Source organism: Flavobacterium frigidimaris (assembly GCF_002217275.1).
Lineage (GTDB): Bacteria > Bacteroidota > Bacteroidia > Flavobacteriales > Flavobacteriaceae > Flavobacterium > Flavobacterium aquidurense.
On record NZ_MUGV01000020.1, the window covers coordinates 193408 to 219269 of the forward strand.

General features: G+C 33.8%; 22 protein-coding genes. 6 read left to right on the top strand and 16 right to left on the bottom strand.

Annotated elements, in window-relative coordinates:
* Positions 1-111: 111 nt before the first annotated feature.
* Together B0A65_RS13130 and B0A65_RS13135 are read right to left on the bottom strand one after the other, a co-directional pair.
* On the bottom strand, positions 112-885 hold the full coding sequence (locus B0A65_RS13130; RefSeq protein WP_074662143.1) for a hypothetical protein: 774 nt from the start codon (positions 883-885) through the stop codon (positions 112-114).
* A complete protein-coding gene (locus B0A65_RS13135) occupies positions 882-1121 on the bottom strand; it encodes a hypothetical protein (protein ID WP_074662147.1) in 240 nt (79 codons plus the stop codon). Before B0A65_RS13135 ends, B0A65_RS13130 begins: the two co-directional genes overlap by 4 nt.
* 218 nt (positions 1122-1339) lie before the next feature.
* On the opposite strand from B0A65_RS13135, the gene B0A65_RS13140 reads away from it, so the two are divergent.
* Both B0A65_RS13140 and B0A65_RS13145 read left to right on the top strand, forming a co-directional pair.
* Complete coding sequence (locus B0A65_RS13140; RefSeq protein ID WP_074662150.1) at positions 1340-3259, top strand: ATP-dependent nuclease; 1920 nt, start codon at positions 1340-1342, stop codon at positions 3257-3259.
* A 4-nt stretch (positions 3260-3263) separates the two neighbouring features.
* Positions 3264-5093, top strand: coding sequence for a UvrD-helicase domain-containing protein (locus tag B0A65_RS13145; RefSeq protein ID WP_074662154.1), 1830 nt, complete (start codon positions 3264-3266; stop codon positions 5091-5093).
* Between the two features lie 22 nt (positions 5094-5115).
* On the opposite strand, the gene B0A65_RS13150 is transcribed toward B0A65_RS13145, so the two are convergent.
* Positions 5116-8364 carry a hypothetical protein gene (locus tag B0A65_RS13150; protein ID WP_074662157.1) on the bottom strand — a complete coding sequence of 1083 codons (3249 nt, stop codon included), beginning with the start codon at positions 8362-8364 and terminating at the stop codon, positions 5116-5118.
* A gap of 287 nt (positions 8365-8651) precedes the next feature.
* Here B0A65_RS13150 and B0A65_RS13155 point away from each other — a divergent pair, with 287 nt between their 5' ends.
* A complete protein-coding gene (locus B0A65_RS13155) occupies positions 8652-8885 on the top strand; it encodes a hypothetical protein (RefSeq protein WP_123890345.1) in 234 nt (77 codons plus the stop codon).
* A gap of 589 nt (positions 8886-9474) precedes the next feature.
* On the opposite strand, the gene B0A65_RS13160 is transcribed toward B0A65_RS13155, so the two are convergent.
* The 4 genes from B0A65_RS13160 to B0A65_RS13175 form a co-directional block, all read right to left on the bottom strand.
* Positions 9475-11133, bottom strand: a complete 1659-nt coding sequence (locus tag B0A65_RS13160; RefSeq protein ID WP_074662164.1) for a recombinase family protein — start codon at positions 11131-11133, stop codon at positions 9475-9477.
* A 4-nt stretch (positions 11134-11137) separates the two neighbouring features.
* Complete coding sequence (locus tag B0A65_RS13165) at positions 11138-11407, bottom strand: hypothetical protein (protein WP_074662168.1); 270 nt, start codon at positions 11405-11407, stop codon at positions 11138-11140.
* 195 nt (positions 11408-11602) lie between these two features.
* Positions 11603-11956, bottom strand: coding sequence for a hypothetical protein (locus B0A65_RS13170; protein ID WP_074662171.1), 354 nt, complete (start codon positions 11954-11956; stop codon positions 11603-11605).
* 4 nt (positions 11957-11960) lie between these two features.
* The gene (locus B0A65_RS13175) at positions 11961-12809 is read right to left on the bottom strand and encodes a hypothetical protein (RefSeq protein WP_074662175.1); all 849 of its coding nucleotides are present in this window, start codon (positions 12807-12809) and stop codon (positions 11961-11963) included.
* 171 nt (positions 12810-12980) lie between these two features.
* Here B0A65_RS13175 and B0A65_RS13180 point away from each other — a divergent pair, with 171 nt between their 5' ends.
* On the top strand, positions 12981-13376 hold the full coding sequence (locus B0A65_RS13180) for a helix-turn-helix domain-containing protein (protein WP_074662178.1): 396 nt from the start codon (positions 12981-12983) through the stop codon (positions 13374-13376).
* 77 nt (positions 13377-13453) lie between these two features.
* Here the strand turns inward: B0A65_RS13180 and B0A65_RS13185 are convergent, their stop codons facing one another.
* On the bottom strand, positions 13454-15841 hold the full coding sequence (locus B0A65_RS13185; RefSeq protein WP_074662182.1) for an arylsulfatase: 2388 nt from the start codon (positions 15839-15841) through the stop codon (positions 13454-13456).
* A gap of 717 nt (positions 15842-16558) precedes the next feature.
* On the opposite strand from B0A65_RS13185, the gene B0A65_RS13190 reads away from it, so the two are divergent.
* Together B0A65_RS13190 and B0A65_RS13195 are read left to right on the top strand one after the other, a co-directional pair.
* Positions 16559-16951, top strand: coding sequence for a plasmid mobilization protein (locus tag B0A65_RS13190; protein ID WP_074662390.1), 393 nt, complete (start codon positions 16559-16561; stop codon positions 16949-16951).
* Positions 16936-18168, top strand: a complete 1233-nt coding sequence (locus B0A65_RS13195) for a relaxase/mobilization nuclease domain-containing protein (RefSeq protein WP_074662185.1) — start codon at positions 16936-16938, stop codon at positions 18166-18168. Before B0A65_RS13190 ends, B0A65_RS13195 begins: the two co-directional genes overlap by 16 nt.
* A 241-nt stretch (positions 18169-18409) precedes the next feature.
* On the opposite strand, the gene B0A65_RS13200 is transcribed toward B0A65_RS13195, so the two are convergent.
* The 8 genes from B0A65_RS13200 to B0A65_RS13235 form a co-directional block, all read right to left on the bottom strand.
* Positions 18410-19387, bottom strand: a complete 978-nt coding sequence (locus B0A65_RS13200; RefSeq protein ID WP_074662189.1) for a toxin-antitoxin system YwqK family antitoxin — start codon at positions 19385-19387, stop codon at positions 18410-18412.
* 164 nt (positions 19388-19551) lie between these two features.
* Entirely contained in the window at positions 19552-20292 is a 741-nt protein-coding gene (locus B0A65_RS13205; protein WP_207556431.1) for a DUF2625 domain-containing protein, read from the bottom strand.
* A 162-nt stretch (positions 20293-20454) separates the two neighbouring features.
* On the bottom strand, positions 20455-20856 hold the full coding sequence (locus B0A65_RS13210; RefSeq protein WP_123890347.1) for a hypothetical protein: 402 nt from the start codon (positions 20854-20856) through the stop codon (positions 20455-20457).
* Between the two features lie 176 nt (positions 20857-21032).
* Entirely contained in the window at positions 21033-21572 is a 540-nt protein-coding gene (locus tag B0A65_RS13215; protein WP_074662199.1) for a hypothetical protein, read from the bottom strand.
* Between the two features lie 156 nt (positions 21573-21728).
* Positions 21729-22733 (bottom strand): hypothetical protein, encoded by a 1005-nt coding sequence (locus tag B0A65_RS13220; RefSeq protein ID WP_083370490.1) that lies wholly within the window; start codon positions 22731-22733, stop codon positions 21729-21731.
* Positions 22734-22977: 244 nt separating this feature from the next.
* A complete protein-coding gene (locus B0A65_RS13225; protein ID WP_074662203.1) occupies positions 22978-23364 on the bottom strand; it encodes a response regulator in 387 nt (128 codons plus the stop codon).
* A gap of 4 nt (positions 23365-23368) precedes the next feature.
* The gene (locus B0A65_RS13230; RefSeq protein WP_074662206.1) at positions 23369-25075 is read right to left on the bottom strand and encodes a PAS domain S-box protein; all 1707 of its coding nucleotides are present in this window, start codon (positions 25073-25075) and stop codon (positions 23369-23371) included.
* Between the two features lie 195 nt (positions 25076-25270).
* Complete coding sequence (locus tag B0A65_RS13235) at positions 25271-25735, bottom strand: hypothetical protein (RefSeq protein WP_074662209.1); 465 nt, start codon at positions 25733-25735, stop codon at positions 25271-25273.
* Between the last annotated feature and the right edge of the window lie 127 nt (positions 25736-25862).

Below are 25862 nucleotides of genomic sequence, written 5' to 3' on the forward strand. Positions count from 1 at the left end.
ATATTGCTACTCTAATAAATTCTTTATCTTCTTCAACCAAGCTATCACCAAAATTAAATACTATGTTAAGACAAAATTGTTCAGTTGGTGATATGGATTTATCAAAATATGCTACAGATTAAGATTAGGAGTTTTATGAAATAATCTTCTAAAATCAGCGAGTTCTTTATTGAATTTTGATCCATATTTCTTCCAGCACGAGCAACCTATAACTAGATCTTTATGCCTAGTCCCCTTATCTATTTTTTTATAATGTGAATCTAGAAGATATGGCTCAAAATACTCCTTTATAATATTAATGAGATAAATCTTTTGATTATCTATAGTGACATGCACATCTGGATTATCGAGAATAATTCTTGAGCAGTAAGGTACAATTGGAAGTTTTCCATTTAAGTTTTGCAGAATAATCATTTTTCCAACATCTGCAATTTTATCACCTTTCATATAGTCAGCTTTAAAATCCTCGATATTTGAATAGTACCAATCTTCTGTTCTACCAGCAGGATCCCAATTCGCTGGATTTTTTTTAGTGATCCTCACTGCTTCAATTATACCAGAAACTAAAATTTCGATATCGAAAATAAAGAGAAACGGACCGTAAAAATTAGGTCGAGATAAGTACGAATGAATATCAACCATATCAAGAAATATATTATCATAAATACCAAGGGCTTTATCTTTCTCGTCAGTATACTGTAAAGTCTGATACCAATTATTTTCTTCTACGAACTGTCTGGAAAGCAGGCTTTTTTGCTCCAAGTATAATAACGAAGTAGCAACCGTATTTGCATGATATAATTCTAGTATTTTTTTTTCCTTCAAAAAATTATATAATTCTGCTGGATTCAAATCATAGTTAGGTTTTCTATTACTATCTTTCATTTCAAACCCAAAAGCTTTTTAACGATATCCTTCTCTTCGAGTTTTGCAGCTTCAAAAAGTCTTCTCTTAACTTCATGATTAACTTCTTGTATTGAATAATTCTTCTTGAGATTATATCCACCTGGATATCTATGAGCATCATATTCATGAAGTATGGAGCCATCTTCAAATAAGGTGTAATCGTCATCGAGATCTCCTTTCATATTAGGAGAATAAGCTATAATTCTTTGTGACATATAAAAAAAATTAAGATGCAAAATAGTACATCTGCGTTTTACAAATACAGGTATAAATACGGTTTTTTATCATCATTTTTAAAAGATATTCCAAGATAGTGTATATTGCATTTCGTAATCATTTTTTTTATAAAATAGTGCCGTGAATAGATAGAATCTTATTTTTAGCATTAAGGTCTAGAATAAAACTAAAAGCAAATTAATTAAAATAATTTTGAATGTACTTATCAAAGATTACCATCAACAACTATAAAGGTATACGCCATCTTGAAGTCAATTTTTCACAAAAGATCAATGTTATTATCGGAGAAAATGGAGCACGTAAGTCAGCACTTATTGATGCTATACGTCTTTTATATAATATCGGCGAGCCTATCAGGGAACTGACCGTTTCCAATGAAGATTTCCATGAAACTATTTCAATTGATACAGCAGGAGCACTACTAATAGATACAACTGATCTTATAACCATAAGTTACGAATTCCGAGGATTAAGCCCGCAGCAGCAAGGTGCATTCTATGAATATATGGTAATTGACCCTGCAGATAGTAAAAACGATTACGCCAGAATAGAACTGCGTTACAAAAAGGATAAAAATAATCCAAAATTTTCATTTTTTACAGGAATTATTGAAGGTCAAAAAGCCGATTATAACACCTTTCAGCTCTTCCAGCACTACTATTTGAGTGCTATACGAGACAGCACAAGAGACCTATTGACTACAAGAGGAAATTTATTGGGAAAGGTTATCAAACGGCTTGTAGAACAGAAGAAAACTGAGGAAAAGTTTAAAGAAATTATCAAGGAAGCCAATGATAAGTTATTAAAGAGACCAGAAGTCCAGGAAACAAGGGATAATATAAACAGTAATTTAAAAAGTATATATAAAAATACCAATAATAACCAGATCGGTCTGCATGTTGAACAGTCAAGAATCGAATATATTGTAAATGTAATTAAGCCCTACCTACCTCATGATATGAAAACCGGTTCGGACGAGGGTTTCAATCTGATGCAGAACAGTCTGGGATTCAACAACCTTATTTATATAGCTACCGTGCTGGGAGATATCAAAGAACGTATCAAAGAGGACCCGATTCCTCATTTTGCGTTGTTAATCGAGGAACCTGAAGCTCACATACATCCCCAGCTTCAGCTGAGCCTTTATAATTTCCTAAAAGAGTCCAACAGTTCTGAAAACAGCCAGCTCTTTATTACAACCCACTCACCGACACTTACTTCAAAAGTGCCTTTCTCCAATCTTATTGTTTTGGATAATGATGCTTATACTGTCGAGGAGATTTTTAATGACCGCGAGTCCGAGAAGATAATTCAAGATACATCCAAAACAAAACCACTTCTGCAGGATGATATAAATTTCAAAATGAAGCAGTTACAGCGTTATGTAGACGTCACCAAATCCCAGTTGTTTTTTGCTAAATCCTGTCTTTTCGTAGAGGGAATTTCGGAAGAACTGCTGCTTTCTGCATTCTGTAATGTCGAAGGTTTTAACCTTGAAGATTATAGTATTGAAATGGTGAATGTTGGCGGAATATCTTTTTATCCTTTCATGTTCTTATTCAACAGTACTGATAACAAAAAAAAGCTTCCTAAAAAGATAGCTATAGTCACCGATGATGATCGGTTCCCGAAATCAAAAGAGGAAATATATAATATCGATAATCTTGTTGCAGACAGCTATAAAAACCATATAACGCTTCACAAATCTTTAATTGCGCCAAATACCCGTAACCGTATAAAAAACCTAGAATCTGTGGCAAATAAACAAACGAATATTAGTGTAAATGCAGCATTTCAGACTCTTGAATATGATCTTTGCTACAGTAATATTCCAAACAATCTCGCCGATCTGCAAAATAATTTCCTCTACAAATATTTAAAGGCAAATTGCGCAGATGTTGCCCTTCATATGGATCCTTACCTAAGCTCCCTAAAGTCAAAATTTAGTGAAGAAGAACAGCAAAAGTTAGCAATCCTTATGTGGAAATGTATGCCGGGAAAAGCAGTATTTGCACAGGATTTTGCACTTCATATCATCGAGAATATTGCTGAAGCAAAAACTTCATTTGTTGTACCGCCATACATCGTGGAGGCATTTAACCACTTGAAAAAATAATACAATGACAATTGACATAACTTTAGAGCGAAAGGCATATTTTGATGCGAGGGGGAAAATTATCCTGAGCGCCTGTCCTGGAAGCGGAAAAACGACATGCCTTGTACATAAACTTTCCTTGCTGAAAAAAGAATGTCTGGATACTTATGGAAAATATTCCGGTATTGCATGTCTTTCTTTTACAAATAATGCCAAAGACGAAATACTTGACAAGTACCGGAAATCTTATAGTGATCAATTGGAATACCCACATTTAGTATCTACACTTGACAGTTTTGTAAATACTTATATAACCTTACCCTTTTTCTATTTGATGGAAACAGGCTGCCTGAGGCCGAAAATAGCAGAAAGTGCAGAACAAATTGATAGTATCTGTAAAGTATATTATTTCAAGGATGGGAAACAGCAGGAAGCTTTTTCACCGGAAATACGAAGATTCACAACAACAAGTGGCACTCAGCTTGCACGCTCATATACACCAAGTGCTGTGTGGATTGATGCCACCGGAAGATATAATTTTAAGGGAACTGTTCCAAAAAATGTCGCTGATGCAGATTTTCAGGCTTACGGTGCAGCAATTATGAAAATTAAAAAGAAGAAGGGCCTAATATCAAACCTTGACAGCGCCTTTTTTGCACTAACCCTGCTGAGGGATATCCCACGGATTGGCCACTTACTGATTCAAAGATTTCCATACATACTGATTGATGAAGCGCAGGATAACTCTGATATTCAGCATGAAATATTTAATGTACTGGTATCTTTAGGTCTTTCCAATATAGAGATGATTGGAGATCCTTATCAGAGCCTGTACGAATGGCGAAGCGCTAAACCAGCTCTTTTTACAGCGAAGTATACTGCAGCTGGATGGACCGGACTGCCTTTAAATGAGAACAGGAGATCCGTTCAGCGTATTATAGACTGCTTTAGTATAATGAGAACTGCCAAAGATCCTAAAATTAACTCTCTTGGAGTCGAAGACAAAAAATTACCCATTATTGTCTATAAATATAATGACACAAACCCGAAGGATATATTGGAGCATTTTGAACAAAAATGTATCGATCATGGTCTTTTAAATTGCCATGTGGTAGTACGAGGCAACACCCTTAAGGATAAAATGACAGGAAATACAACTGATATTAATCCGTGGAAGACATTCATTCCAATACTGATATTAAAAGCTATCTTTCACTTTCAGTCAGGGCATGTTAGGAATGCCATTACAGAGATACGAGCTATTGTCACAACTTTAGAACATCCAAACCTGTCATATAATGACAGGCAGGAATTACTTAATGAAAGAAAAACAGATTCAAATTTCAACTCACTGCTTTTGATTTTTTTCCATCAATTGCCAGCCACATCACATTCTTTACAAGATTGGACAACACTTTGTTTGAAAGCGTTTGTAGACAAATTCGGTGTTGATGCTTCGGAAGCTTTTACTTTTAAGCAAAGAATGGATGGGTTTACGATGAAAGACTTGAAAAAAGAACAAGTGGATAACTATTTCAATAAACCCGCTTCTAAAAAGGCAAATATTCCTATTACAACTGTACATCAGGTTAAAGGCAGTACCATGGATGCCATGTTGTGCTTTTTTGATAAGGTTAGCGGCAAGGAAAGCATTACGTTCAAGGATTTTAGCCAGACAACTACATTTCCAAGCGAAAAACAAAGAATAATTTATGTTGCCTGCTCCAGACCGCAGCATCTGCTGGCAATGGCATTCCCGGACAGCATATCCGATGTTGAGCTGAAAAAAAAATTTGGTGTTGATGTTGTAATACAACCAATTCCGGATCCCGCAATCGCTGGTTTAACCCCATAGAAATTGATGGCTTCTAGCAATTTTAAAGAGGACTAAAGCCTTCTAAATCATCAACAGCAAAATTAAAACGATGATTTAAAAAATCTTTCATGGCAGGAAAATTTGGAAATCTACTTCTGTTTTCCAGATTCAATGCTTTTAAAACTAAGAATACAGTCTGATGCAATTGAAACTGAAACACCTCCCCTTGAAAATAATCTAAATGAAAATCAACATAAATTTCACTTTCATCTTTCTTTTTTAAATTATGAAAATTGCTGTAAAAAACTTCCTGCCTTTCCAAATCAGATTGAAATGTCATTCCCGAAATAAATCTGGAAGTCTTATAGCTTATCACATGATTATGCATCGCCAATAAAATCTGCCAGTCCAGCCATCCCTGCTCCCTTAGGCCGCTAAGCCAGCTGTCATACCCGTCTTGCTTTTTAAGTTTTTCAATGGTTAGATACAGCGATTTTATAGAATTTTTGTATCTGCCTTCTATCTGTTTTAGAGATTCCTCTTTTTGATAAAGCGGGCTGATTGTATCATTCCAGCGGAGTACCTTACTTTCTTTATGTTTAATTTCAAAACCACTACCCGAGAACAAATTTTGCATTGATTCTTTAAAAGATTCTTCCGAATAAACATTTCTGTAAATTCTCTGATAGAGATCATTAGTCAGTGTTTTTCCCGCTAAAGATTCATTCTTATAAAGACCATCTATAAAATTAAAAACCTCGTCATCTTTAATCATGCTGAGATCCCGCAGCACATATTTTATACTTTGAATAACACTCGAACTCTGCATTGTTATTTTGTCGGCTCCAGGAAGATTTACAGTACAGCTATAAACTGTCCATTTAAAAGATTGATTCGAAGCATGCTGCTGAGGCTGTTTTGATTTATCTGACTCTAATATTTCAATTTCAATATCGGTTCGGAAAAAGTGCAGGTCTTTAACAGCTGTTGCCAGTTCAACCAATAAAACCTGTAGTACCGCCGTAAATTCTTCACCTAATGCGTTAGAACGCCATGTATTTGGAAATGAAATGATCCATAAACTGCCTAATGCCTTAAATTCAATTTTTCTTATGTCTCCTATATCATTAATTGGCGGACTGCTTAATTTATTCTCTAAATGTGCCTTTAGTCCCCTATCCTGAATTATCTGTTGGTATCTCTTTATTAAAGGTTCCATGTAATGAGCAAAGAAATCGCTCATTTGATATTTTTGAGATTCAATAAAACCATTAAGTTCTGGAGAAATCTTAGGTGCCATTGTTAATATTCCTGCAACAGTAATAAATGATTTTCCCAGTATCTCGTCTAGTTCCTCTATAGATCTTGGATCAAAATTTACCCTTACCCTTACAAAAAATTCAAATATTTCCAATGCATGTATCCAGGAACCCTGAGTGAAATCATAATACACAAGCATTCCAAACGCATCGGTTATTTTCTTTACCAATTTTTCAGGCTTGTTATTTATGCTAAACCAGGCCGCACTAAGTGCATAATATTTTGCAGCAAAATTCATATTCAGAGCTGCATACAGCTGGCTGATATTTAATAATGACAAAACGTATCCTTCCTTAGTTTCTTCCTGGAAAAACATATCTTTTGCCTTATGAAAATAATTTAATGCCCTGGAGATATCACGTAAATTGGTTGAGTTTAAATAATTAGCACCTCTTTCGACATAAGTCTTAGCATATTGATAATTACCGTTTCTTTGAGAAACAAACGACATTAATTTATCTGCAACACTTTCCAGCTTTTCAATGTAATCACGGCTGGCTTCTGCTCTTAACAGTTGTTTCACCGCTTCGTTTAAAATATTGCTGAGCCTCGTTACATTATATAATGCTGCCTTTGGAAGTAATTCCAATAGCTCATCATAAGTATCAAAGACAATACTGCTTTCTAAAACCTCTTGTGTAAAATCTAAATTAGTACTGTAAAAAGCAGCACGCAGTTCCAGCCAATAGCATCTTTCGTTAGGTCCGTGCTTCTGTTGCAATTTTGCATTAACAACTTCTTCTATATCATTAAGCCACTTCTCAGTTTTACTAATATCCAGATCCGATTTATCATATTCTATCGAAAATCTAATAATATGCAGTAAATATAAGCTGTCTTCAACGGATTCATGGTCATCAAATTTTGTGGATTCTGAAAAATATAACTCTATTAGTTCGTTACACCCAAAAAGCGTTCCTTGTGGTTTTCTCCCCGGTATTGGACGCAATGAACCCCACAAAAACTCATATACTGCCATGTGCCTATATCGGTCTGGCGTTTGGGCAAAATGAATAAATTTACTTAACAATTTCTGCCAGATAGCAGCATGCGTTTTAAGATACGCTGATTCTCGGCAGTGTTTTGCAGAATACAATACTTCTAAAAATTCAGCAAGATTAAAATATTTTATTTCCTCGGTATCTTTCCAAGCTTCCAATGCAATATTATACTGCTTATCGGCTTCATCACCAAGATTTAATATCAGCCCATCCATCCTGTGGATTGTCAGGCATCTATCCTCTGGTGTATTTTGGAACATCTTTACTGTCACTTCATAATATAAAGTCGTAAACACAGTATCAATTTTTTCGGCAATAACTGGAAAAGACAACTTTTTGATATACTTTTTAATAGAACTGACAACCTGTTCAACAGCTTCATCAGGAGAAATATCATTAAATATCCATTTTATTGATTTGACAAAATCCTCCCAAACTGAATCAGGCAGTGCATTGAAATCAATCATTGCGGACTCAGCTGCCGCCTTGCTGATTTTTTGGGCCTTAGGAAGCTCTTCGTTTATATACTTAACAACTATTGACTTAACTTTCTCTGTGATTTTCTTAAGCAATATTGCATCTATATTATTTTGGTTTTCAAACCAATCCTTTAGTAGCGCTGAATCATTATCACCATATTTAGCAGCAATTCCTGTATTTGTTTCAAAAACAAATTCAACGGAATCAAAGCTATATTCGCCTTTAACAAACAGCATAAAAAAATTGGTTATAGCCTTAGTAATTTCTTCACTTTTAAAACTAAAAGGCCTAGATCCATATAATTTTATCTGCGTAAATTTGGAAACACCTGCATTAATATTCCTCTCAAAAATGTCATCCTCATATTCGCAGTAAATTATTTCGTCACGATTATGGACTTTATTGCTGAGCCAATTCTCAAGAGTCCTCAACTTTTGGTACTCATATCCCTTTACAACTTCATTAGCATCTGTTTTTTTCGAAAAAATTGAAAGTTTTGATAGTGACATTTAATTTTGGTAATGTATAAAATAGATATTTTGTCTTCTTACAAATCTAGAAAAAACTGACAAGTTAACTACTCTTTTGGTCTAAAATGATTTTCCCTTTAGCTGAAATCTAAAAAATCAGCTAATTTTTCTAATTATAAATTTACGTTAAAAAAAACTTTATTGTATAAGCATAATAAAAGATTGTATAATAGATTAATAACTAAATTTACTATCGATTTTCATAAAAGACTAAATAACTGTCATTTTGAAATGATAAATACAAATCTTTAATAAAAACGATTTTGATGAAAAATAAGAACTTAAAAAGTACAGAGGAAAATAATATTGTCCTTTGCGAGGATTGTAAAAATCTTGTAGGAAAACAAAGGTACACTTCTCCTCACAAAAAATTAGTAAAAACTAGTTATAAAGAAGTAAAATCAATGTTTGGAAATGTCGATGAACATTATTATAAATGTAATACTTGCTCTAAAACATGGGTACATGAAACAGGTAGTTATGGTGAGGGTTGGATTTAAAACTGAGAACAAAAAATAATAGAATAAGATTCTGGTCAATATGAAGCATTACTAAAAAGTATCGATGAGCAAACCTTAACTTAAGCAATAACTACAATTACCAAGGTGTTCAACTGTCGAACACCTTGGGCTATTCTTATAGATCAACTTTTAATAAAAAAAGGTCAGTTTTATCAAAAAAAATATTCAAAATATAAAAATGAGTATAGATATTAACACAAGATCATTTTTTAACAATCCCTTTCAACATAAGGCTTCAGGGCTTTTTTCAAGCTTATCTATAAAAATTAATATAGGAATTAGGTGTTAGATTGTAATCCCTGTGACTCCAGTATGAAAATTAATTTAACTTGAAAATTTTTTCTAAATCGTGAGAACAACAGAAGATCTACCTTTTTTATAGGTAGCAAAGCTCCGGAAAACAACGGGTTTAAAATCAAGGTTCTATATAATGCTAATCAAAAAATAATACAAAAAATTAGTCTTTGAGTTTTGTGGCAGAATCGTGGCACAAGGCAATTTACAAAACTAAAATCCCTGAAAAATCAAGTCCTAAGAAGTTTAGGTTCGAATATATTATACGCTATTTTTAATTTAGCAATTTTATTATGCTAACTGGTTCGAGTCTCGCTCCCTCTACAGAGAATAACCCATCAACTTTTTGATGGGTTTTTTGTTTTTTACTACCTCTCTCAATACCTGTAAACGTTGAGGCTAAGCCAAAAATAGAGTTTACTCTTCCAGTTAGATATTCCCTGTTTTCAGCCCTAATTGACAATCCTTCTGGAAATACTAAATTCTGGATTCTTATTTTACTGTCAATATCTCCATCTCTCCAGTATTTATTGATATTTGTAACCTTTTCGACCACTTTATCAATATGTCTGCTGTGGTTAGATATTATTTTTTTATTTGAGGCAATCTGAAGATCAACATCCTTTAATTCCGTATCAAACTGAAGTGAGTATCTATTGTATTTTTCATCCCCAAAATTCGGATTGTCAAAATAGCGTTTATCCAAATTTTCAATTTTCGATTCTAAATCTTTTTTCCTAGCAAGCAGACCTTTCATCTCTTCCCTGCCTTCATTTTCCACAATCTCAAAAAGTTTATTCAGCTGAAATTTAAAAGGTTCTACAAATTGAGAACTTAATGTATATTTTGATAACAGTTTTTCAAAAGAATCATTCAATCCTTCCGTTTTTGAATGTGATGTGGTTAATGCGTTAAAACTGGCATTTCTGCATTTCTGGCATTTATAGTAATGCGCATTCTTTTTTCTTACCACATAACTTGTGAGAAGGCTTCCGCATTCGCATCTTAAAAAACCTGTCAATGGTCTGAACTCATTGATCTTGCTTTTGGAGTATTCTTTAACTGGCACTTTACTTTCAGAGAGCATCGCGTCAACTTTCAGAAAATCTTCCTCACTTACTAATCCTGTCCAGTTTCCTTTCACTGGCTCTTCAAGAAGTGCATTGACAGATATTCCGCAGTAAAATGGATTTCTCCACATAGAGCCGAGTGATTGTTTTGTAATATTTAAATTAAGTTTTTCTAGTTTCTCTCTTATTACAAAATCCCTCTCTCCTGCGAGCTTCCATTTCCAAGCTTTTTTTAAAATCTCTCCCTCCAGATTTATCGTGATAGACTGCTTTTCCTGCATTAAGGAATAATCTCCAACCTTCTTTCCTCTCATGGTGTAACCTCTGGGGGCTTTGCCAAGCCAGTTTCCTGATCTGAGCAGTGCTTTCATGCCTGGGATTGTTTTTTCGAGCCTGTCCATGTTTTCCCTTCTGGCATCTAAAAGCTTGCTGTAAATATCAAGTTTGCTGTATTCGTCATTAGTGCAGAGACCTGAAGAAGTTTCAATTAAATGCACGCCTAGTTTATCCACCAGTTCATGAACAATACTAATAGCGTTGCCACCAGTTCTGGAAAACCTGCTGATAAATTTGATAGCGATTGCAAAAGGTTTCTGCTTTGCGCTTTTAACCTCTTCTAATAATCTTGTAAATTCTTTTCTGGTAAAATCCCCTGATGCACTTTCGTAAGTACCCCCAAGTATGTTTTTGAGTGTATATCCATTTTTAGAAGCAAATTGTATTATTTCTATACGCTGTTCTTCAAGGCTGTTGTTTACCAGCTGTAATTTGGAACTTACTCTAGTATAACCCCAGATTTCTTTTACCTCAGCTCTTTGGGCTAATTTCTCTTTTTGAAATTTTTTAAAACTTTCAATTCCCATAATTTTACATTTTAAAATTATAAACTATCATCGCTAATTGAAATAAGCTTTCAATTATTTCATTTCCATCTGATTCTGAAATTTCTTCAAAACCTCTGCATCTTCTTAATTCTTCAATTGTTAATTTCCCGTCATTCGTTTTGGGCTTTTTTTCTGCATCACAAACAATCCTTCCTCTTTCATCAAACCTAACCCCCTGTTTTTCAATTTGTAAATTTACAAAAGTTTTTCCTCGGGTGATTCTTCTCTTCTCATCCGTTGCTCCGTTTTTCATTATAAAATTCCTCTTCATTAAAAAAAGACCATCACTGGTCTTTTTTGTTCAACTTTCATTTATCGCTATAAAGCTACTCCCTATTTTTCATTTTATCCCCATCAAAATATGGTGGGGATACTACAAAGATAAAATCTAAAATACTGATAGTCATAAGTAAAATTTACTCATGATAAAAGTCTATTTTCTCAATTATTAGCTCTCGGCAATTGAGTCAAGCTTTTGACTTAGATAAAACTGGTGCAATTCATCAAATATTTCAAATTCTCTCTGTGGCATTAACTGAAGAGCTAATTCTATTATTCCCAATACATTTATCTCGGGATTTCGTATCAGCTCTGAAACATAAGGAGGATCACTTTCTAAAGCCAGAATGCTTACTTTAAGCAAATCTGCTATCATTAAACTTAGTTCATTATAACCTGAAACTTTTAGTTCTACAACAAACGAATTTTCTTTCTCTTGATCCGGCTTTAACTTTGTGAAATAATTAATCCTGTTCATAAGGCTCACAAAATCCCTGCGCAAATCTTTTTCTTCTGTTTCCATGACTTTAGTTTTTAAATTTTAGACTTTCCAAGCGATTTAATTCTGCTTCTGCCAATTCAATTGCTTTTTGTTGAAAGAGATTACATCTTTTCTGCAATAATTCCGTATGAAGAAAATTCATTGTTTTCAATCTAGTCCAACGAAGCTTGCTAGGATGCGCTTTTATAAGATCAAAAAGCTTTTTATCTTCCTGAGTATTGCGGGGAAATGTCTCGGAAGTTAAGTCTGTGAAAATTTCACATAGGTCAAATAAATAGGCAATAGAAAAATGATTGGGATTATATCCTAGAAAAACATCAATCAGCCCTAAGCATAATTGCTCAACAGCAATATGCATCATAGCTTCCTGTATAACTTCCGTGTCGCTTCCATCAATCTGATTTTCACTTTCAAGATATACCTCAGCAATTCTTTTTCTATTGTTCCAATGCGAGCGCATAGATTCTAAATTGCGTATGGGTATTTCATCAAAGGCAATATTTGGAGGTACATTCACATGTTCATAAACCATCTGGCTTTTAGTTAATACTTCATGAAAGAAGAACATTTTATGGGGTGCTAAAAATCTTACTGACGTAGTTTTATGAAGAAGTAGAGTAACAGTATAACGTCCGTCTGTTTTTGTCTTAATTGTATCGGCAATATCACATGAAGCGTTTTCAATAATTTCATTAGTAATAACTAATAAATAAAAATGTGTGTGCTCTTTGTGTTTGGATAGAGATTCCTGAAATGGATTCTGAACTGCCTGAGTTTTCTTTTTTTCTCCAAAGCAGTAAATCCCGCTTGTTGAAATTCTTTCGATAATAATGGTGCTGATTAATTGCAATCCTGTACTGTCAATTGTTTTCATAATTTTACTTTTTTAATTAATACTTGTCTGAAAAATTGTATTTTTGTTTAATACATAGCAAGTAAGCAATTGATTGTACCGTACCGAACTAAAGGGAATTGTATAACACAAATGAATGCTTGTGTTTTACCAAAACAGAAAATTTTAAGGAAATTTAAATATCTTTGAATCATGAACACAGCTACAAAACCAAAACATATTGGAAGAAATATAAGCCGAATCAGAGAGCTTAGAGGAATGAAGCAGGAAGCTTTAGCTATTGCTATTGGTGTAAGCCAGCAGTCTGTTTCTAATATTGAAGGAAGTGAAACAGTTGATGAGGATAAATTAAAAGCTATTGCTGAAGTATTAGGAGTATCTGCGGAAGCTATTAAAAATTATAGTGATGAAACTGTATTAAACGTTATCAACAATACTTTCACAAGTCATGATAGTTCAACAATTAACGCAATTAACATACAACCCAATTTTAACCCACTTGATAAAGTAGTTGAATTATATGAACGTTTAGTTCAAGCTGAAAAAGATAAAGTTGAATACTTAGAAAAATTACTAAAGGCAAAATAACCTTCATTTAAGAAGATATATTAATTCAAAAAAAAGAGACTCCTTAGAGTCTCTTTTCTATTTAAAAAATAGTTATCTTAAGGTTTTAAATCAACGGTAACCTGATTAATTTTTCCCTGAAAAGTAAAAGGTACTTCATAGGTTCTGTTTACAGGTGTACCGAAATCTTCCCCAACATCCAATGTTTCATCTGCTGAAAATCTACTTGGAACCGTTCTTGGAATATCTCCGCTTGCTACTTTTTTACCATCAACCATTAATGTAACTTTTGCTGCTTTCCCAACACCACCGCCGGCATAATCAAAATTGACTACAATTGTGTGTTTTCCAACTGTTAGCGCTGTAGGCGATTGTACAGTCCATTTATGTTCAGGATAATGAGAAAAAGCATATGCGAAAGTTGGCTTTCCTTTTTGAAGCATTAATGCTAATCCTGCAAAATAGCCACCTTGTGTTATAATAATTCCTTCCTGACCAGCTTTTACTTCAACATCAGCAGTAATGGTAAATGATGTGTTTTTCATGTTTGGTGCCATTCCTTCTGTGATACGCGAAACGCCCTGATGAAAAGTAAATTTGGTTCTGCCTTTATTTAGATTTGGGCGATTTTCAGGATTAACCCTGTCGATGTAACGATCATCAAACGGAAATACTTCATATTTCTGTGCTTCTTCCATAAATGCTTTTTGCATTTCTTTTAGCTTTTCCGGGTTTTTTGCAGCAATGTCATTTGTCTGGCTGTAATCTTTTGTCAGATCATACAACTCCCATTTATAGTCTTTTACCGGATCTTGAGAAGGTACAGGATGTCCTTGCCACGGAAGGTTTCTTGGTGTTGTATTTGCCATCCATCCATCTTTATAAAGACCTCTGTTTGCAATAACTTCAAAATATTGTGTTGTATGGGTTTCAGGAGCATTTGCATTATCAAAGGTATAAACAAGACTTTTTCCTGCCATAGGAAGCTGTTCAAAACCATCAACTTTTTTAGGTTGGGGAATATTTGCTGCCTCCAAGATCGTAGGGACTATATCTGTAAGATGAGAAAATTGGCTTCGTATTTGACCTGTTTGTTTGATTCTTGCCGGCCATGAAATAACCATTCCAGTACGGCTTCCTCCTAAATGTGATGCTATTTTTTTATCCCATTGAAAAGGAGTATTCATGGCATGCGCCCAGCTCATCGAAAAATGCTCAGCCATCCATGGACCTCCAAAATCATCCAAATGTTTTACCATATAGTCTTCTGTATCAACAAGTCCATTTACCAAAACACCAATTTCGCTTGTTAATCCCTGACCTGTTGGATCTTCGGCGCTCGAACCGTTATCACCCATTATAAAAATAATAAGGGTATTGTCTAATTCTCCCAAATCTTTGACAGATTGAATTACCCTTCCAATTTGATAATCACAATGCGCAAGCATCGCGGCATACACTTCCATTTCTCTGGCAGCTACTTTTTTCATTCCAGGAGATAGTGCATCCCATTTTTGATATTCCGGAGGTGTTGGCGCTAATAACGCATCAGCAGGAATAATACCTAATTTCTTTTGATTCTCGTAAGTTTCGATACGTTGTTTATCAAATCCCTGATCAAATTTTCCTTTAAATTTTGCAATCCATTCTTTTGGAGCCTGATGCGGTGCGTGAGCGGTTCCAGGTGTGTAATAGGCAAAGAAAGGTTTGTTTGGTGAAACATTTTTTTGTGTCTGGATCCAGTGAATGGCATGATCTGCCAAATCTTTATCTAAAATATATTCACTATCTACTTTTTCATCTTTTAAATAAGGATCCACGGGTTTTGTTCCTTCAAACATAGCCGGTCTGAATTGATGCGCATCAGCACCAAGAAATCCATAAAAATATTCGAAACCTAAACCTGTTGGCCATAAATTAAAAGGTCCGGCTGGCGTAGTAAGCCAGTCCGGAACATTATGATTTTTACCAAACCATGAGGTACCGTATCCGTTATCTGTCAATATTTTACCTACGGTCGCCACAGTACGCGGCACTAGGCTGTTATAACCCGGATAAGGCGTTGAGAATTCCATAATAATACCTGTTGCAGCAGTGTGATGGTTTCTTCCGGTTATTAAAGCGGCTCTTGAAGGAGAACAAACAGCTGTGGTATGAAAACGATTGTAGCGTAGTCCATTTTTGGCAAGCGCATCGAAATTTGGTGTCGGGATCGGGCCACCAAAAGTCGAGCTCGCTCCAAAACCAACATCATCAATCATAATTAGCAATACATTTGGAGCTCCTTCTGGTGCGCTAATTTCCTTAGGCCATTCGATTGGATCAGAATCCTTAATAGTCGGGGCTACCTTGCCCACTTTTTGATAAGGCTCAATTGGTAAAACCGTTCGGTCAGGCCAATTAGCAGGAGAAGATTTGTCCTGTGCATTTGCTAAGCCAAAAGCAAATATCGTGATTATAGCTGCATGTAAAATATTACTTTTCATAGTCAAACTGTTTTTACATTGATTAAATGTAGGTGAGACTATAAAGTTATCGCATTATAAAACAACAACTTAGGTCTTAATATTAAAATAGGTTTCATTTTATAAAATGCAACATAAAAAACAATCAAATGAATTAGAATTAAATTTTTGTCGTCAATAAAAAGATAGAACTTTTAATTTTCGCATCCCTTTGTATAAAAATACTTATTACGTTCCTCCTTGAAAAATATGAAAGTATATCTTCCTTTAGATTAAACAAGGCTCTAGATTTATAAGTTGGCTGCAATAACATCTGAATAAATATGATAGTATTAAAGAATAAAAACAAAACCAAAATTATTAAGTATCAAGCAAATGAGGTGCGCATAATGACAAGTCTCGTTCCTCGACTTGCCACCCTTCGGGACTTATAGCACCTCAATTGCTTAATACTCATTTTTTAACTGCTTTCTTTTTTTCCTTTTTTCTTTTTTATAATATGTTTTTAATTTTACCATTCACGGCTATCATAGGTAAAATATGGTCAGGATAGGAATTGTCAAAACTTCATTTTAATTTAGTATTAAACTTTAAAAATATCTAAGACCACCTCGTTCCTGTGGTCTGGCAAGATGAACGGTTGTTAAACAACCGCCTATCTTGCCACCCTTTACCTCGGAACTCGGTGGTGGAGACACTAGAAAGAAAAGAGTTTGAAAACAATGAAAATGAAACATGATGAAAAGAGAAAATTCAAACAGAACACGAATCGTGGGACTGCGATTCACTCCTCTGGAATATGCCGAACTGGAAAAAAGATTTAGAGCAAGTACCTGCCGAAAATTAAGTGACCTTATAAGAAGGCACTTATTTAACAAACCTATTGTAACAACTTACCGCAATGCCTCTTTTGATGATTATATAGAAGAAACAATAACGCTCAATAATGAGCTTAATTCAATAGGGAATAACATCAACCAGATTGCCAAAAAGATGAATTCTTTTAAGACTATATCCGAATTTAAAACACAGGCATTCTGGTTTGAAGTAGATAAAAAAAAGCTATTCGAAAAAATGGAGGAAATTAAAATACACTCTCAAAAATTCTCAGAGCAATGGTTGCAGTTATAAAAACCAGTAATTCAGTACAGCGTATTTTAAACTACAATGAGATAAAAGTAAAAGAAGGAAAGGCAGAATGCATAAGTGCTATTAACTTTCCTCTGGAACTCAACAGACTTAATTTTACTTTAAAACTCAACCGTTTTATAAAACAGGCTTCGCTTAACGAAAACGTTAAGCGAAACGCTGTACACATATCATTAAATTTTGATCCTTCGGAAAACCATTCTAAAGAAAAACTTAATGAAATTGCAAAGGTTTACATGGAAAAAATCGGATTCGGTAAACAGCCTTATCTGGTTTATCAGCATTATGATGCAGGACATCCTCATTTGCATGTGATTACAAATAATATTCAGAGAGACGGCAAAAGGATTGATCTTCATTTGTTGGGGATTAGAAAATCAGAACCTGCCAGGAAAGAAATAGAAGAAACATTTGGACTTGTAAAAGCAGAAGGAAGAAAAACAAAAGAGCAAATTTCTTTACAGCCTATTGCAAACCGCAAAGTAGAATATGGAAAAGCAGAGTCCAAAAAGGCTATCAATGGAGTTTTAAACAAAGTTTTATTTGAATACAAATATTCAAGTCTTCCGGAACTCAATGCCGTTTTAAACCAATACAATGTTCATGCTGATAGAGGAACTGAAGATTCTCGAGTTTTTAAAAACAACGGACTGCTTTACAAAATACTTGATGAAAATTCCAAACCAGTTGGAGTGCCAATCAAGGCCAGCGATTTTTACAATAAGCCGACTTTGAAATTTTTAGAAGAAAGATTTAAGATTAATGAGATAAAAAAAGAATCACATAAAAACCATGTAAAAAATGCTATAAGACTCGCTTTCTATGATAAAAAAGTCATAACTCCAGAAAAATTAGTAAACTCTATTCAAAGCGAAGGCATTCATGTTGTTTTAAGAAAAAGTAAAGATGGACAGCTTTATGGAATAACTTATGTTGATCATAAAACAAATTGTGTTTTCAACGGTAGCGCGCTCGGAAAAGAGTTTAGCGCGAAAGGAATTACGGAAAAATGTATAGTAAACAAGTCATTACAAAACCATAATCATCAGAAATCTGTACACTTTTCAGAAATCTGCGATACTCAAAGTAATTTAAAAAATAGCACTACCGATATTCTATTTCGTATCGAAAACATAAATGAATATATACCGAAAAAAATTAAACAAAAGAAGAAAAAAAGAATTCGAAGAGGAATCTAAAAACAAAATGTCAAAAAGTTCACAATAATTTTTATCTAAAAGATGATTAATAATAACATTTAAAAAAAAATCTTTGTTGACTTCGTTTTCTAAAATTTCCGCTAACGTTCTGGCGCTTGGCGAGGTTGCGAAGTTCGGAACTGCTTATTTTCTGTCTAAGATATAATTTCTTGCGAAACGTAAACGTGAATTTACCACACAATTCGCAATCTTGCCAAACGGCTGTTAGCGGTAGTTATTTTTACTCACCAACAAGTTGTCCCTCAGCATATGTTTCTGTTTTTGTCAGTTTCCCATTTTCATCATACCAATTGCAAATTCCATTTCGTTGGTCATTTTTATAAAATTGTTCGGTTTGAAGATGGCCATTTTCGTAGTAGACAGTTGCTTCTCCGTTTTTTTTTCCCGAAGAATAATTTGCGTTTATTTGAATTTTACCATTAGGATACCATTGTTTATAATTTCCATCAATGAGTCCCGATTTATAAAATTTAATGTTTTTATTTTGACCATTCTCATACCAACTTTCGGTTTTCTCAGGTTTACCAAGCGACCAATTTGTTTTTTCTTCTAGTTTTCCATTTTCATAGAAGAATTGAAATAAACCACTTTGTAAGCCATTATCCCAATGTGAAATTTCTTTAATTTTACCATTTTTATACCAAGTTTTAACTTCACCGTGGGTTTTCCCGCTTAGATGATAATTAAGATCTGACATTTGTCCATTATCATAATACCAACGGTTCCAACCAGTTCCATTTATAAGCTTTTTAGTCCACTCAATTTTACCGTTGTCATAATATTTCGTCCATTCGTTACCAATCTTATGATTTTCGACATTTCCCTTTTCTAAAATTTTTCCGTTCTGAAGATATGAAATGTAAGGTCCGTCATTAATGTAATAATGAAGTAAAGTGTCAGGTTTAACGATTTCATATTCTAAAAGATTATTGTTGAGATCATAATCATATATTGTGTCAATACCCTTACCATTTTTCAATTTACCTTTTTGATAAATATTCCCATTATTATAGAATGATGTAAAACTTCCATCTTCTATTGTTGTTTTATCACCAACAGGGATCCAAGATGCTTCACCAGTCTTTGTGTCTATCCAATATACCCAATTTTCATTTCTTTTTTCTTTGTCATTTATGTCTGTATTATTACAGCCATAAATTAGAATTGTGATAAATATTGTAAGTAGTTTTTTTGTCATATGTTTTTCTTTCTCGGTATAGTTACCGCTAACGTTCTGGCACTACAGCGGGTTTGCTACTAAATTAAGCCCATTATTTGGATTTGCCAAATCGTCCCGAATACAAAACCAACTTTCAATTAAGCCAATTGCCCAAATCCGTTGTAGTAGCTGTTACTGGTTGTTTATTTTTCTATTCCTAATTGCTTTCTAAAGTCCAAATTCAGACTGTATTGTTCTTCAATTGGCACATCCTTTTTTGATGCTTTTTCAATATTCTTGCCTTCTTTTGTCCATAAATATGGAACGAAATTGAAAACTCTATCACAATCTAATTTTGCTACATCATCTTTCCAAGTTTTCCACCTATAACCTTTATAAAATTCGTCTAAGTCATTGTTGAAGCAAAAATTTAAAAAGTCCGTATATGTTAAGTTAAGAGGTTCAAATTCTAAATTGTCAGGCGCCAAATAGTAAATTTTCCCTAAGTCTTTTCCAAGTCCGCCACCGTTCAATAGAAAGAAACCGCCAATTGCATCGTCTGCAACAAGTAAAAATGATGATGGTTGTCCAAATTCAGCAAAACCTTTTCCAAGATTCCATTCAGGCAAACTTCTTTTTAGTTTCTCACTTCCTGAACCAAGAATTCTAATCCAACCATTATCAACTAAAATTCCTCCTGTTTCAAATACGATTGAACCCATTGGCGAACGAGTCGTAACTTGGGTTTTATATAAAGCGTCATTTGCCTTTTGTTTGTCAACTGATAAGATTTCAACTTTATTTTTTGCTGACTTTATCCATTCTGTTACAAATGGCCAACCAGAATCATTTTCGTTTATTAGTTCTTCGATAGGACGCATTTTTGTCTGAGAAAATGTTGTTAGAGAAATCAGTACTAAAATTATAAATGTGAATTTCTTCATTTGCAGTTTTGTCTTAAATAGTCAGTAACGTTCTGGTACTACAGCGGGTTTGGGACTAAATTAAGCCCAATTTTCGGATTAGCCAAATCATCCCAAATACAAAACCATTTTCCCATTAAGCCAATTGCCCAAATCCGTTGTAGTGGCTGTTATGTGAAGTTGCTATTGCAAACCTATTATTTGCACTACCAATTTATTTTCTGTTAACTCTTTTAATTTATATTTCTCAGTTAAGTTTTGTCCCCAAAGAGGATGTTTTAATTCAATTATAGAATCAGAACTTATTGTCCAAGTTCCCTCAACTATTTCATAATTAATCTTTTCGTTAGCATCCATAGTTCCACAGGTACCTGTGCTTTGTTTAACCTTTAATTTTCCATCAGTAAAAAATTGAATACCTGCGCTTTTCTTTTTAAAACTTGAACTTTGGCTATATGTTGCGATTTTAGTTTTTTCATCAAAATACTCAGGTTTCCAAATTCCAATTAATGTTGCTTCACGTTTTTTAAAAGAGCTAAAAACAAAAATCATCACTATAATCAGAAAATAACGATTTGCATTCATAAGATTTCATTTTTGCGATTTCACATAACGTTATGGCACTACAGCGGGTTTGGGACTAAATTAAGCCCTATTTTCGGATTTGCCACCCGAGCCGAAGCGAACAGACAAAGTAAATCATCCCAAATACAAAACCATCTTTCCATTAAGCCTATTGCCCAAATCCGTTGTAGTAGCTGTTAGTGGCTGGCTGTTATTTGCCTTTCTATATCTTTTTTGATTGATTTGTCTGAAAATAAAACAGGCATTCTAATTTTAGGATTGTCCGACATCACATTTACGAATAACTTTTTATCAGCGTAAATTATTATTACTTGTTTTCCCCAATCTGCAAGACCCATACCAGTAGTTGCCTGCAAATAATTTGCATTATTTCGATAAATTTTCCACCCCCAAGATTCCACAATATGAACTATTTCTTTTCTTGCTTCAATCTTATTCAGATTAGTTTCAATAATTAAAAGTCTTTTTTCTCTAATTTTCTTGTAGAGACTAAATAAAGTAAAAACCATTGCAAAAGGTAAAATCCAATATGCAACAAAACTATCATTTGGACTGTTCAAATCTGCTTCCCGAAAGATTAAGATTAAGCAAACTATGAAAAAACACGACATTACAATAACTAAAAATGAATCTATTAAATCAAACCATTTTGATTTGAAAACAATAGATTTTTTTCTTATTGTATCTTGATAATTTACTTCGTTGATATATGCCATATTTTCTGTGCTTGCCACTAACGTTCCGTCGCTTCTCGTCAGTTGCGAACTTCGGAAATTTTTATTTTCTGTTAAAGATAAAAATTCTTGCGAAACGCAAACTTGAACTTACCACAAAATTCGCAATTGCGAGAAACGGCTGTTACCTGTAGTTTTTTATTCTGTATATCCTTTCGATTTAAGTCGAATTTTTATTTGCTCATTTAGTTTGTTTTTTGAAGTATAAAATCTAATTGCTTTAAGATTAGTAGGTAAATCTTGCTCAATGAAAGTTTCGAAATTAATATTTGTTTGATAAATACCTATTCGTTCGAGAGAGGATAAATTGTCAACACCTTTCAGGGAACTTAATGACTTACAGTTTGATATAGATAGTATTTTCAGCATAGGCATTTCAGTATTAAACTCAACCTTTTCTAACTTAATATTATCTTCCAATAGCAGAAACTTTAATTTTTTGAATTTTCCAATATTGCTAATATCATTAAAACCTCTTACCCAAACAACTTCAAGATGCTCAATTTGGTTGTCGTTGATTTCATCGATATTTTCACGACCTCCGAGTATAAATTTTAAAGTTTTCAGATTTTTTAGGTTATTTATAAATTCAACAGAAGTTTTTTTTATTGAATTTAAGGACAAATATTCTAAGTCTATAAGATTTCCTAGTGCCTGAATATTTTTTGTATGGCCTCCAATTATCAAATATTTTAAATTTTTGTAATCTTTCAAATAATCCAGATTTAGCGCTTGAGTCTTTGTCTCCGTTAGAATCAGTTCCGTTAGCTCTTTAAGATTCTCATAATTTAGTATCTCTGTCTCTTTTAACTCGTAGACACCTAACGAAAGTTTTTGTAATCTGTGAAGCGAATTTAAAGCAATAATATTATCAGCTTCTAATAAGCAATCTAAATAAAGACATATTACTTCTGGAATTTTCAGGATTGTCTTAAAATCAAAAGTGCTCGAATAATGACCATAGAAACGAATGCCAAAATTCACATCATATTTTGCACATAGTTTATTTAGTATATAAAGGTTTTCGTCTGAATAAACATTCTCTGAAAATTGTACTATAACATGTTTTCCCTCGTTTAACTCCTTATCAATATAATCAAAATCAATAGTTTTAGGATTGTCAATTCTGTTTTGCTGTAACATTTAAATTTTTTTATTCATTCAAGGTTTATAAGGTCGTATATAAAATTACAGGTAACGTTCTGGCACTACAGCGGGTTTGGGACTAAATTAAGCCCATTCTTCGGATTTGCAAAATCATCCCAAATACAAAACCAACTTTCCATTAGCCAATTGCCCAAATCCGTTGTAGTAGCTGTTATGCACAGGTATTTGTCTATTTATTAAAATATTTAAAGTCAAATTGCCTAGGTAAAGATCAAGTTAATTAGTGTGAGTTCAAAATTTCTTCGATATCTTGTTTTGTAAGCGGTTTGTGATAAAACTTCTTAATCACAGGATACGATTGAGCTGTTATCTTATCGCTTTCATCGATAGAGGAAGTGACAATGTAAAGTTGAAATTTATTAAAAGAATCAAGATTTATTTTTTGCAGGCCGTCTAAAACCCCCCATCCATTTAATACGGGCATATTTATGTCCAATAGGACAACAATAATATCGGTTGAGTTTTGTAGTGTTTCTAATGCGGTCAAACCCACCTCTCCGTTAACACATTGATGACAATTAACGGAACTATCCAAATTATGAATCATATTTTGGATAATTAACCTGATAATTGGATCATCATCTACTATAAGTACTGTTTTGTTCATTTCTTTATGTTAAGTGTTGTGCCTTATCAACCATGTCTTTTATAATTTCATCCAATTCATTTGCGGAATCTCTCAAATGTTTTAACCACATTAAAGTATCATCAAGACTTTTATTATTATCCTCAATAACATTCATAATCCCCAACATTCTTGCAAGAGGAGCCCGTACTATATGTGACTGAGTCCAGGCAATATTTTTGAGTTTTTCATTCTGTATTTCAATTTGTTTCGCATATCTATCTCTGCTTATTTCAAAATTCTTTCGCTCCGTGATATCATTCATGGCTCCTACCATACGGATAGGATTTCCTCTTCCATCTCTGATTACAACACCCCTGTCAATCACATCGGCAAAAGTACTGTCATTTTTTTGATAACGATACTCGCCAATCCAGTTAGATTGGTCAGATTTTTCGAGTGCTCCATAAATACTTTGCAATACCCATTCCCGATCCTCAGGATGGATGTGATTGGACCAGGATTCTAAAGTTGGGGTGGTTTTTTCAATTTGATATCCAAACAGATTTTTGAAACCAGCTCCCCAATAGAGGGTGTTTTCTGTGATATTCCAATCCCATATCGCATCATGGGTCGCTTCGGTAACTTTTTCAAAGCGTTCATTGGATTGAAACAGTTTTATATCCGACTCTTTTCTTAGTGTAATGTCTTTAAAATAAACAGACAGTCCGTTGGTTGATGGATATACCGCCACTTCGAGCCACATATTCAATGTCGGGTAAAACTCTTCAAAGGTCAAATTTTGCTGAGTTTCCATGGCTTTGTGATATTGGCGGAAAAAGCCAGTTTCAATGACATCAGGATATTCATCCCAAAGGTTTTTGCCAATGATGGCATCCCTTTTCTTACCTAAAACCTTTTCGGATTCTTTGTTCCAATAAGTTACTACCCAATCTTTGTTTACATTGAAAAAAGCATCTCCGATACTTTCCAGTATGTTGATTTTCTCCTGATAGGCTCTATCAAGTTTTTCTGCCTCCTGCTTACTTTTATCTATATTCCTGAAGTATGCAGATACACCACCCTGTGATGGATAGGCATTTATTTCATACCATTTTTCATCTCCCGGGTAATAGTATTCAAAGGATTCCTTCTTTTTTGAACGGGCGACTCTTTTATAAATTTTGTGAATGGTGGTATCTACACTGGCTGGAAATAATTCCCAAATATTCTTGCCCAAAACATCTTCAGCTTTCTTTAAGAGTAAGTTCTCAGCTTCCTTGTTGAAATAAGTAAACTTCCAGTTTTTGTCCACAGCATAAAAAGCGTCAGATATACTTCCCAAAATCTCACGAATTTGAAGCTCCAGCAACTTGTAAGCGTGAATATCCTGAAAACTGCCATATATCCGTTGGCATTTCCCTTGAATCATTTCTACATTTCCAATAACCCGAACCCAACGCTCGTTCTTTTTCTTAGTGATTATAACAGCTTCAAAGTCAAATACAGCACCAGTTTCAATGCTATTTTGTAAAGTGTCATTTACCATTGATCGAAAATCTTCCCTATAAAATCTTAGACCTGTTTCTAAATCAGGCGTGAAAGTTTTCGGGTTTGTTTCGTGAAGTTCGTGGACAATGTTGGACCAGTATACTTTGTTACCCGCAACATCAAATTCCCAATTTCCAATTCTAGCGAGTTTTGAAGCCTGCTGGTAAAAGAAAATATTTGAGTCTTGTTTATTCGCTTTCATTTTTCAATTATTTATCGTCTGGTCTATACTTGTGCATAACGTCTTGGCACTACAGCGGGTTTGGGACTAAATTAAGACCATTCCTCGGATTTGCCAAATCATACCAAATACAAAACCAACTTTCCATTAAGCCAATTGCCCAAATCCGTTGTAGTAGTTGTTATGCGTTCGGTTGTTTGAACTTGATTATTCTCTTTAAAGGTTTCTTTTTCGTTCAGCAATTCTACTTTCAAAGGTTGGATTAGTTTCAATTGATTTAATAAAATCAGTTTCAAAACTACCAATAGTTATAATTTCAAAATCAATAAAAAAGTAGTGTCTTAATCCGTTTTGCTTTAAAATCTGATTTAGAGACTTTTCAGGTAATCTTTCAATTTTAAGAGAGTCTGAAATAGGTTTGTCGAATTGGTAGATTCTCAATTGATCAGTATTTAACTCAAGTATATTTTTTAATTCACTTAAATCAGTTTGAATGTCAAACTCCATTTGTCTTACTGATAAGTTTTTGAATTCCGTTCCGCTTTTTGTTTTCAAATCTGTTTTCCACCATTCAATGACCTGATTTGGACTGAATCTATGAATAAATATTGAATTTAGATTTTTGTCAAATAGTTCCCAAACTTCTTGGTTAGAATTAATTTCAAAAGTTATTTCATTCATTTTCTATTGGTTTCGACATTACAGTTTCTGTAATTTTTGCGTAAATATTTATTCTTTTGGAAACAATTTTTCTGCGTAAGTTCGGTTTCAACTGACGCATAACGTTCTGGTACTACAGCGGGTTTGG

Coding starts and splice junctions, on each gene's coding strand:
- B0A65_RS13140 (WP_074662150.1), top strand. CDS start 1,340: ATGTACTTATCAAAGATTACCATCAACAACTATAAAGGTATACGCCAT.
- B0A65_RS13135 (WP_074662147.1), bottom strand. CDS start 1,121: ATGTCACAAAGAATTATAGCTTATTCTCCTAATATGAAAGGAGATCTC.
- B0A65_RS13145 (WP_074662154.1), top strand. CDS start 3,264: ATGACAATTGACATAACTTTAGAGCGAAAGGCATATTTTGATGCGAGG.
- B0A65_RS13170 (WP_074662171.1), bottom strand. CDS start 11,956: ATGGAAACAGAAGAAAAAGATTTGCGCAGGGATTTTGTGAGCCTTATG.
- B0A65_RS13210 (WP_123890347.1), bottom strand. CDS start 20,856: ATGAATGCAAATCGTTATTTTCTGATTATAGTGATGATTTTTGTTTTT.
- B0A65_RS13195 (WP_074662185.1), top strand. CDS start 16,936: ATGGTTGCAGTTATAAAAACCAGTAATTCAGTACAGCGTATTTTAAAC.
- B0A65_RS13235 (WP_074662209.1), bottom strand. CDS start 25,735: ATGAATGAAATAACTTTTGAAATTAATTCTAACCAAGAAGTTTGGGAA.
- B0A65_RS13190 (WP_074662390.1), top strand. CDS start 16,559: ATGAAAAGAGAAAATTCAAACAGAACACGAATCGTGGGACTGCGATTC.
- B0A65_RS13130 (WP_074662143.1), bottom strand. CDS start 885: ATGAAAGATAGTAATAGAAAACCTAACTATGATTTGAATCCAGCAGAA.
- B0A65_RS13215 (WP_074662199.1), bottom strand. CDS start 21,572: ATGGCATATATCAACGAAGTAAATTATCAAGATACAATAAGAAAAAAA.
- B0A65_RS13155 (WP_123890345.1), top strand. CDS start 8,652: ATGAAAAATAAGAACTTAAAAAGTACAGAGGAAAATAATATTGTCCTT.
- B0A65_RS13165 (WP_074662168.1), bottom strand. CDS start 11,407: ATGAAAAACGGAGCAACGGATGAGAAGAGAAGAATCACCCGAGGAAAA.
- B0A65_RS13160 (WP_074662164.1), bottom strand. CDS start 11,133: ATGGGAATTGAAAGTTTTAAAAAATTTCAAAAAGAGAAATTAGCCCAA.
- B0A65_RS13150 (WP_074662157.1), bottom strand. CDS start 8,364: ATGTCACTATCAAAACTTTCAATTTTTTCGAAAAAAACAGATGCTAAT.
- B0A65_RS13200 (WP_074662189.1), bottom strand. CDS start 19,387: ATGACAAAAAAACTACTTACAATATTTATCACAATTCTAATTTATGGC.
- B0A65_RS13205 (WP_207556431.1), bottom strand. CDS start 20,292: ATGAAGAAATTCACATTTATAATTTTAGTACTGATTTCTCTAACAACA.
- B0A65_RS13230 (WP_074662206.1), bottom strand. CDS start 25,075: ATGAAAGCGAATAAACAAGACTCAAATATTTTCTTTTACCAGCAGGCT.
- B0A65_RS13180 (WP_074662178.1), top strand. CDS start 12,981: ATGAACACAGCTACAAAACCAAAACATATTGGAAGAAATATAAGCCGA.
- B0A65_RS13220 (WP_083370490.1), bottom strand. CDS start 22,733: ATGTTACAGCAAAACAGAATTGACAATCCTAAAACTATTGATTTTGAT.
- B0A65_RS13225 (WP_074662203.1), bottom strand. CDS start 23,364: ATGAACAAAACAGTACTTATAGTAGATGATGATCCAATTATCAGGTTA.
- B0A65_RS13175 (WP_074662175.1), bottom strand. CDS start 12,809: ATGAAAACAATTGACAGTACAGGATTGCAATTAATCAGCACCATTATT.
- B0A65_RS13185 (WP_074662182.1), bottom strand. CDS start 15,841: ATGAAAAGTAATATTTTACATGCAGCTATAATCACGATATTTGCTTTT.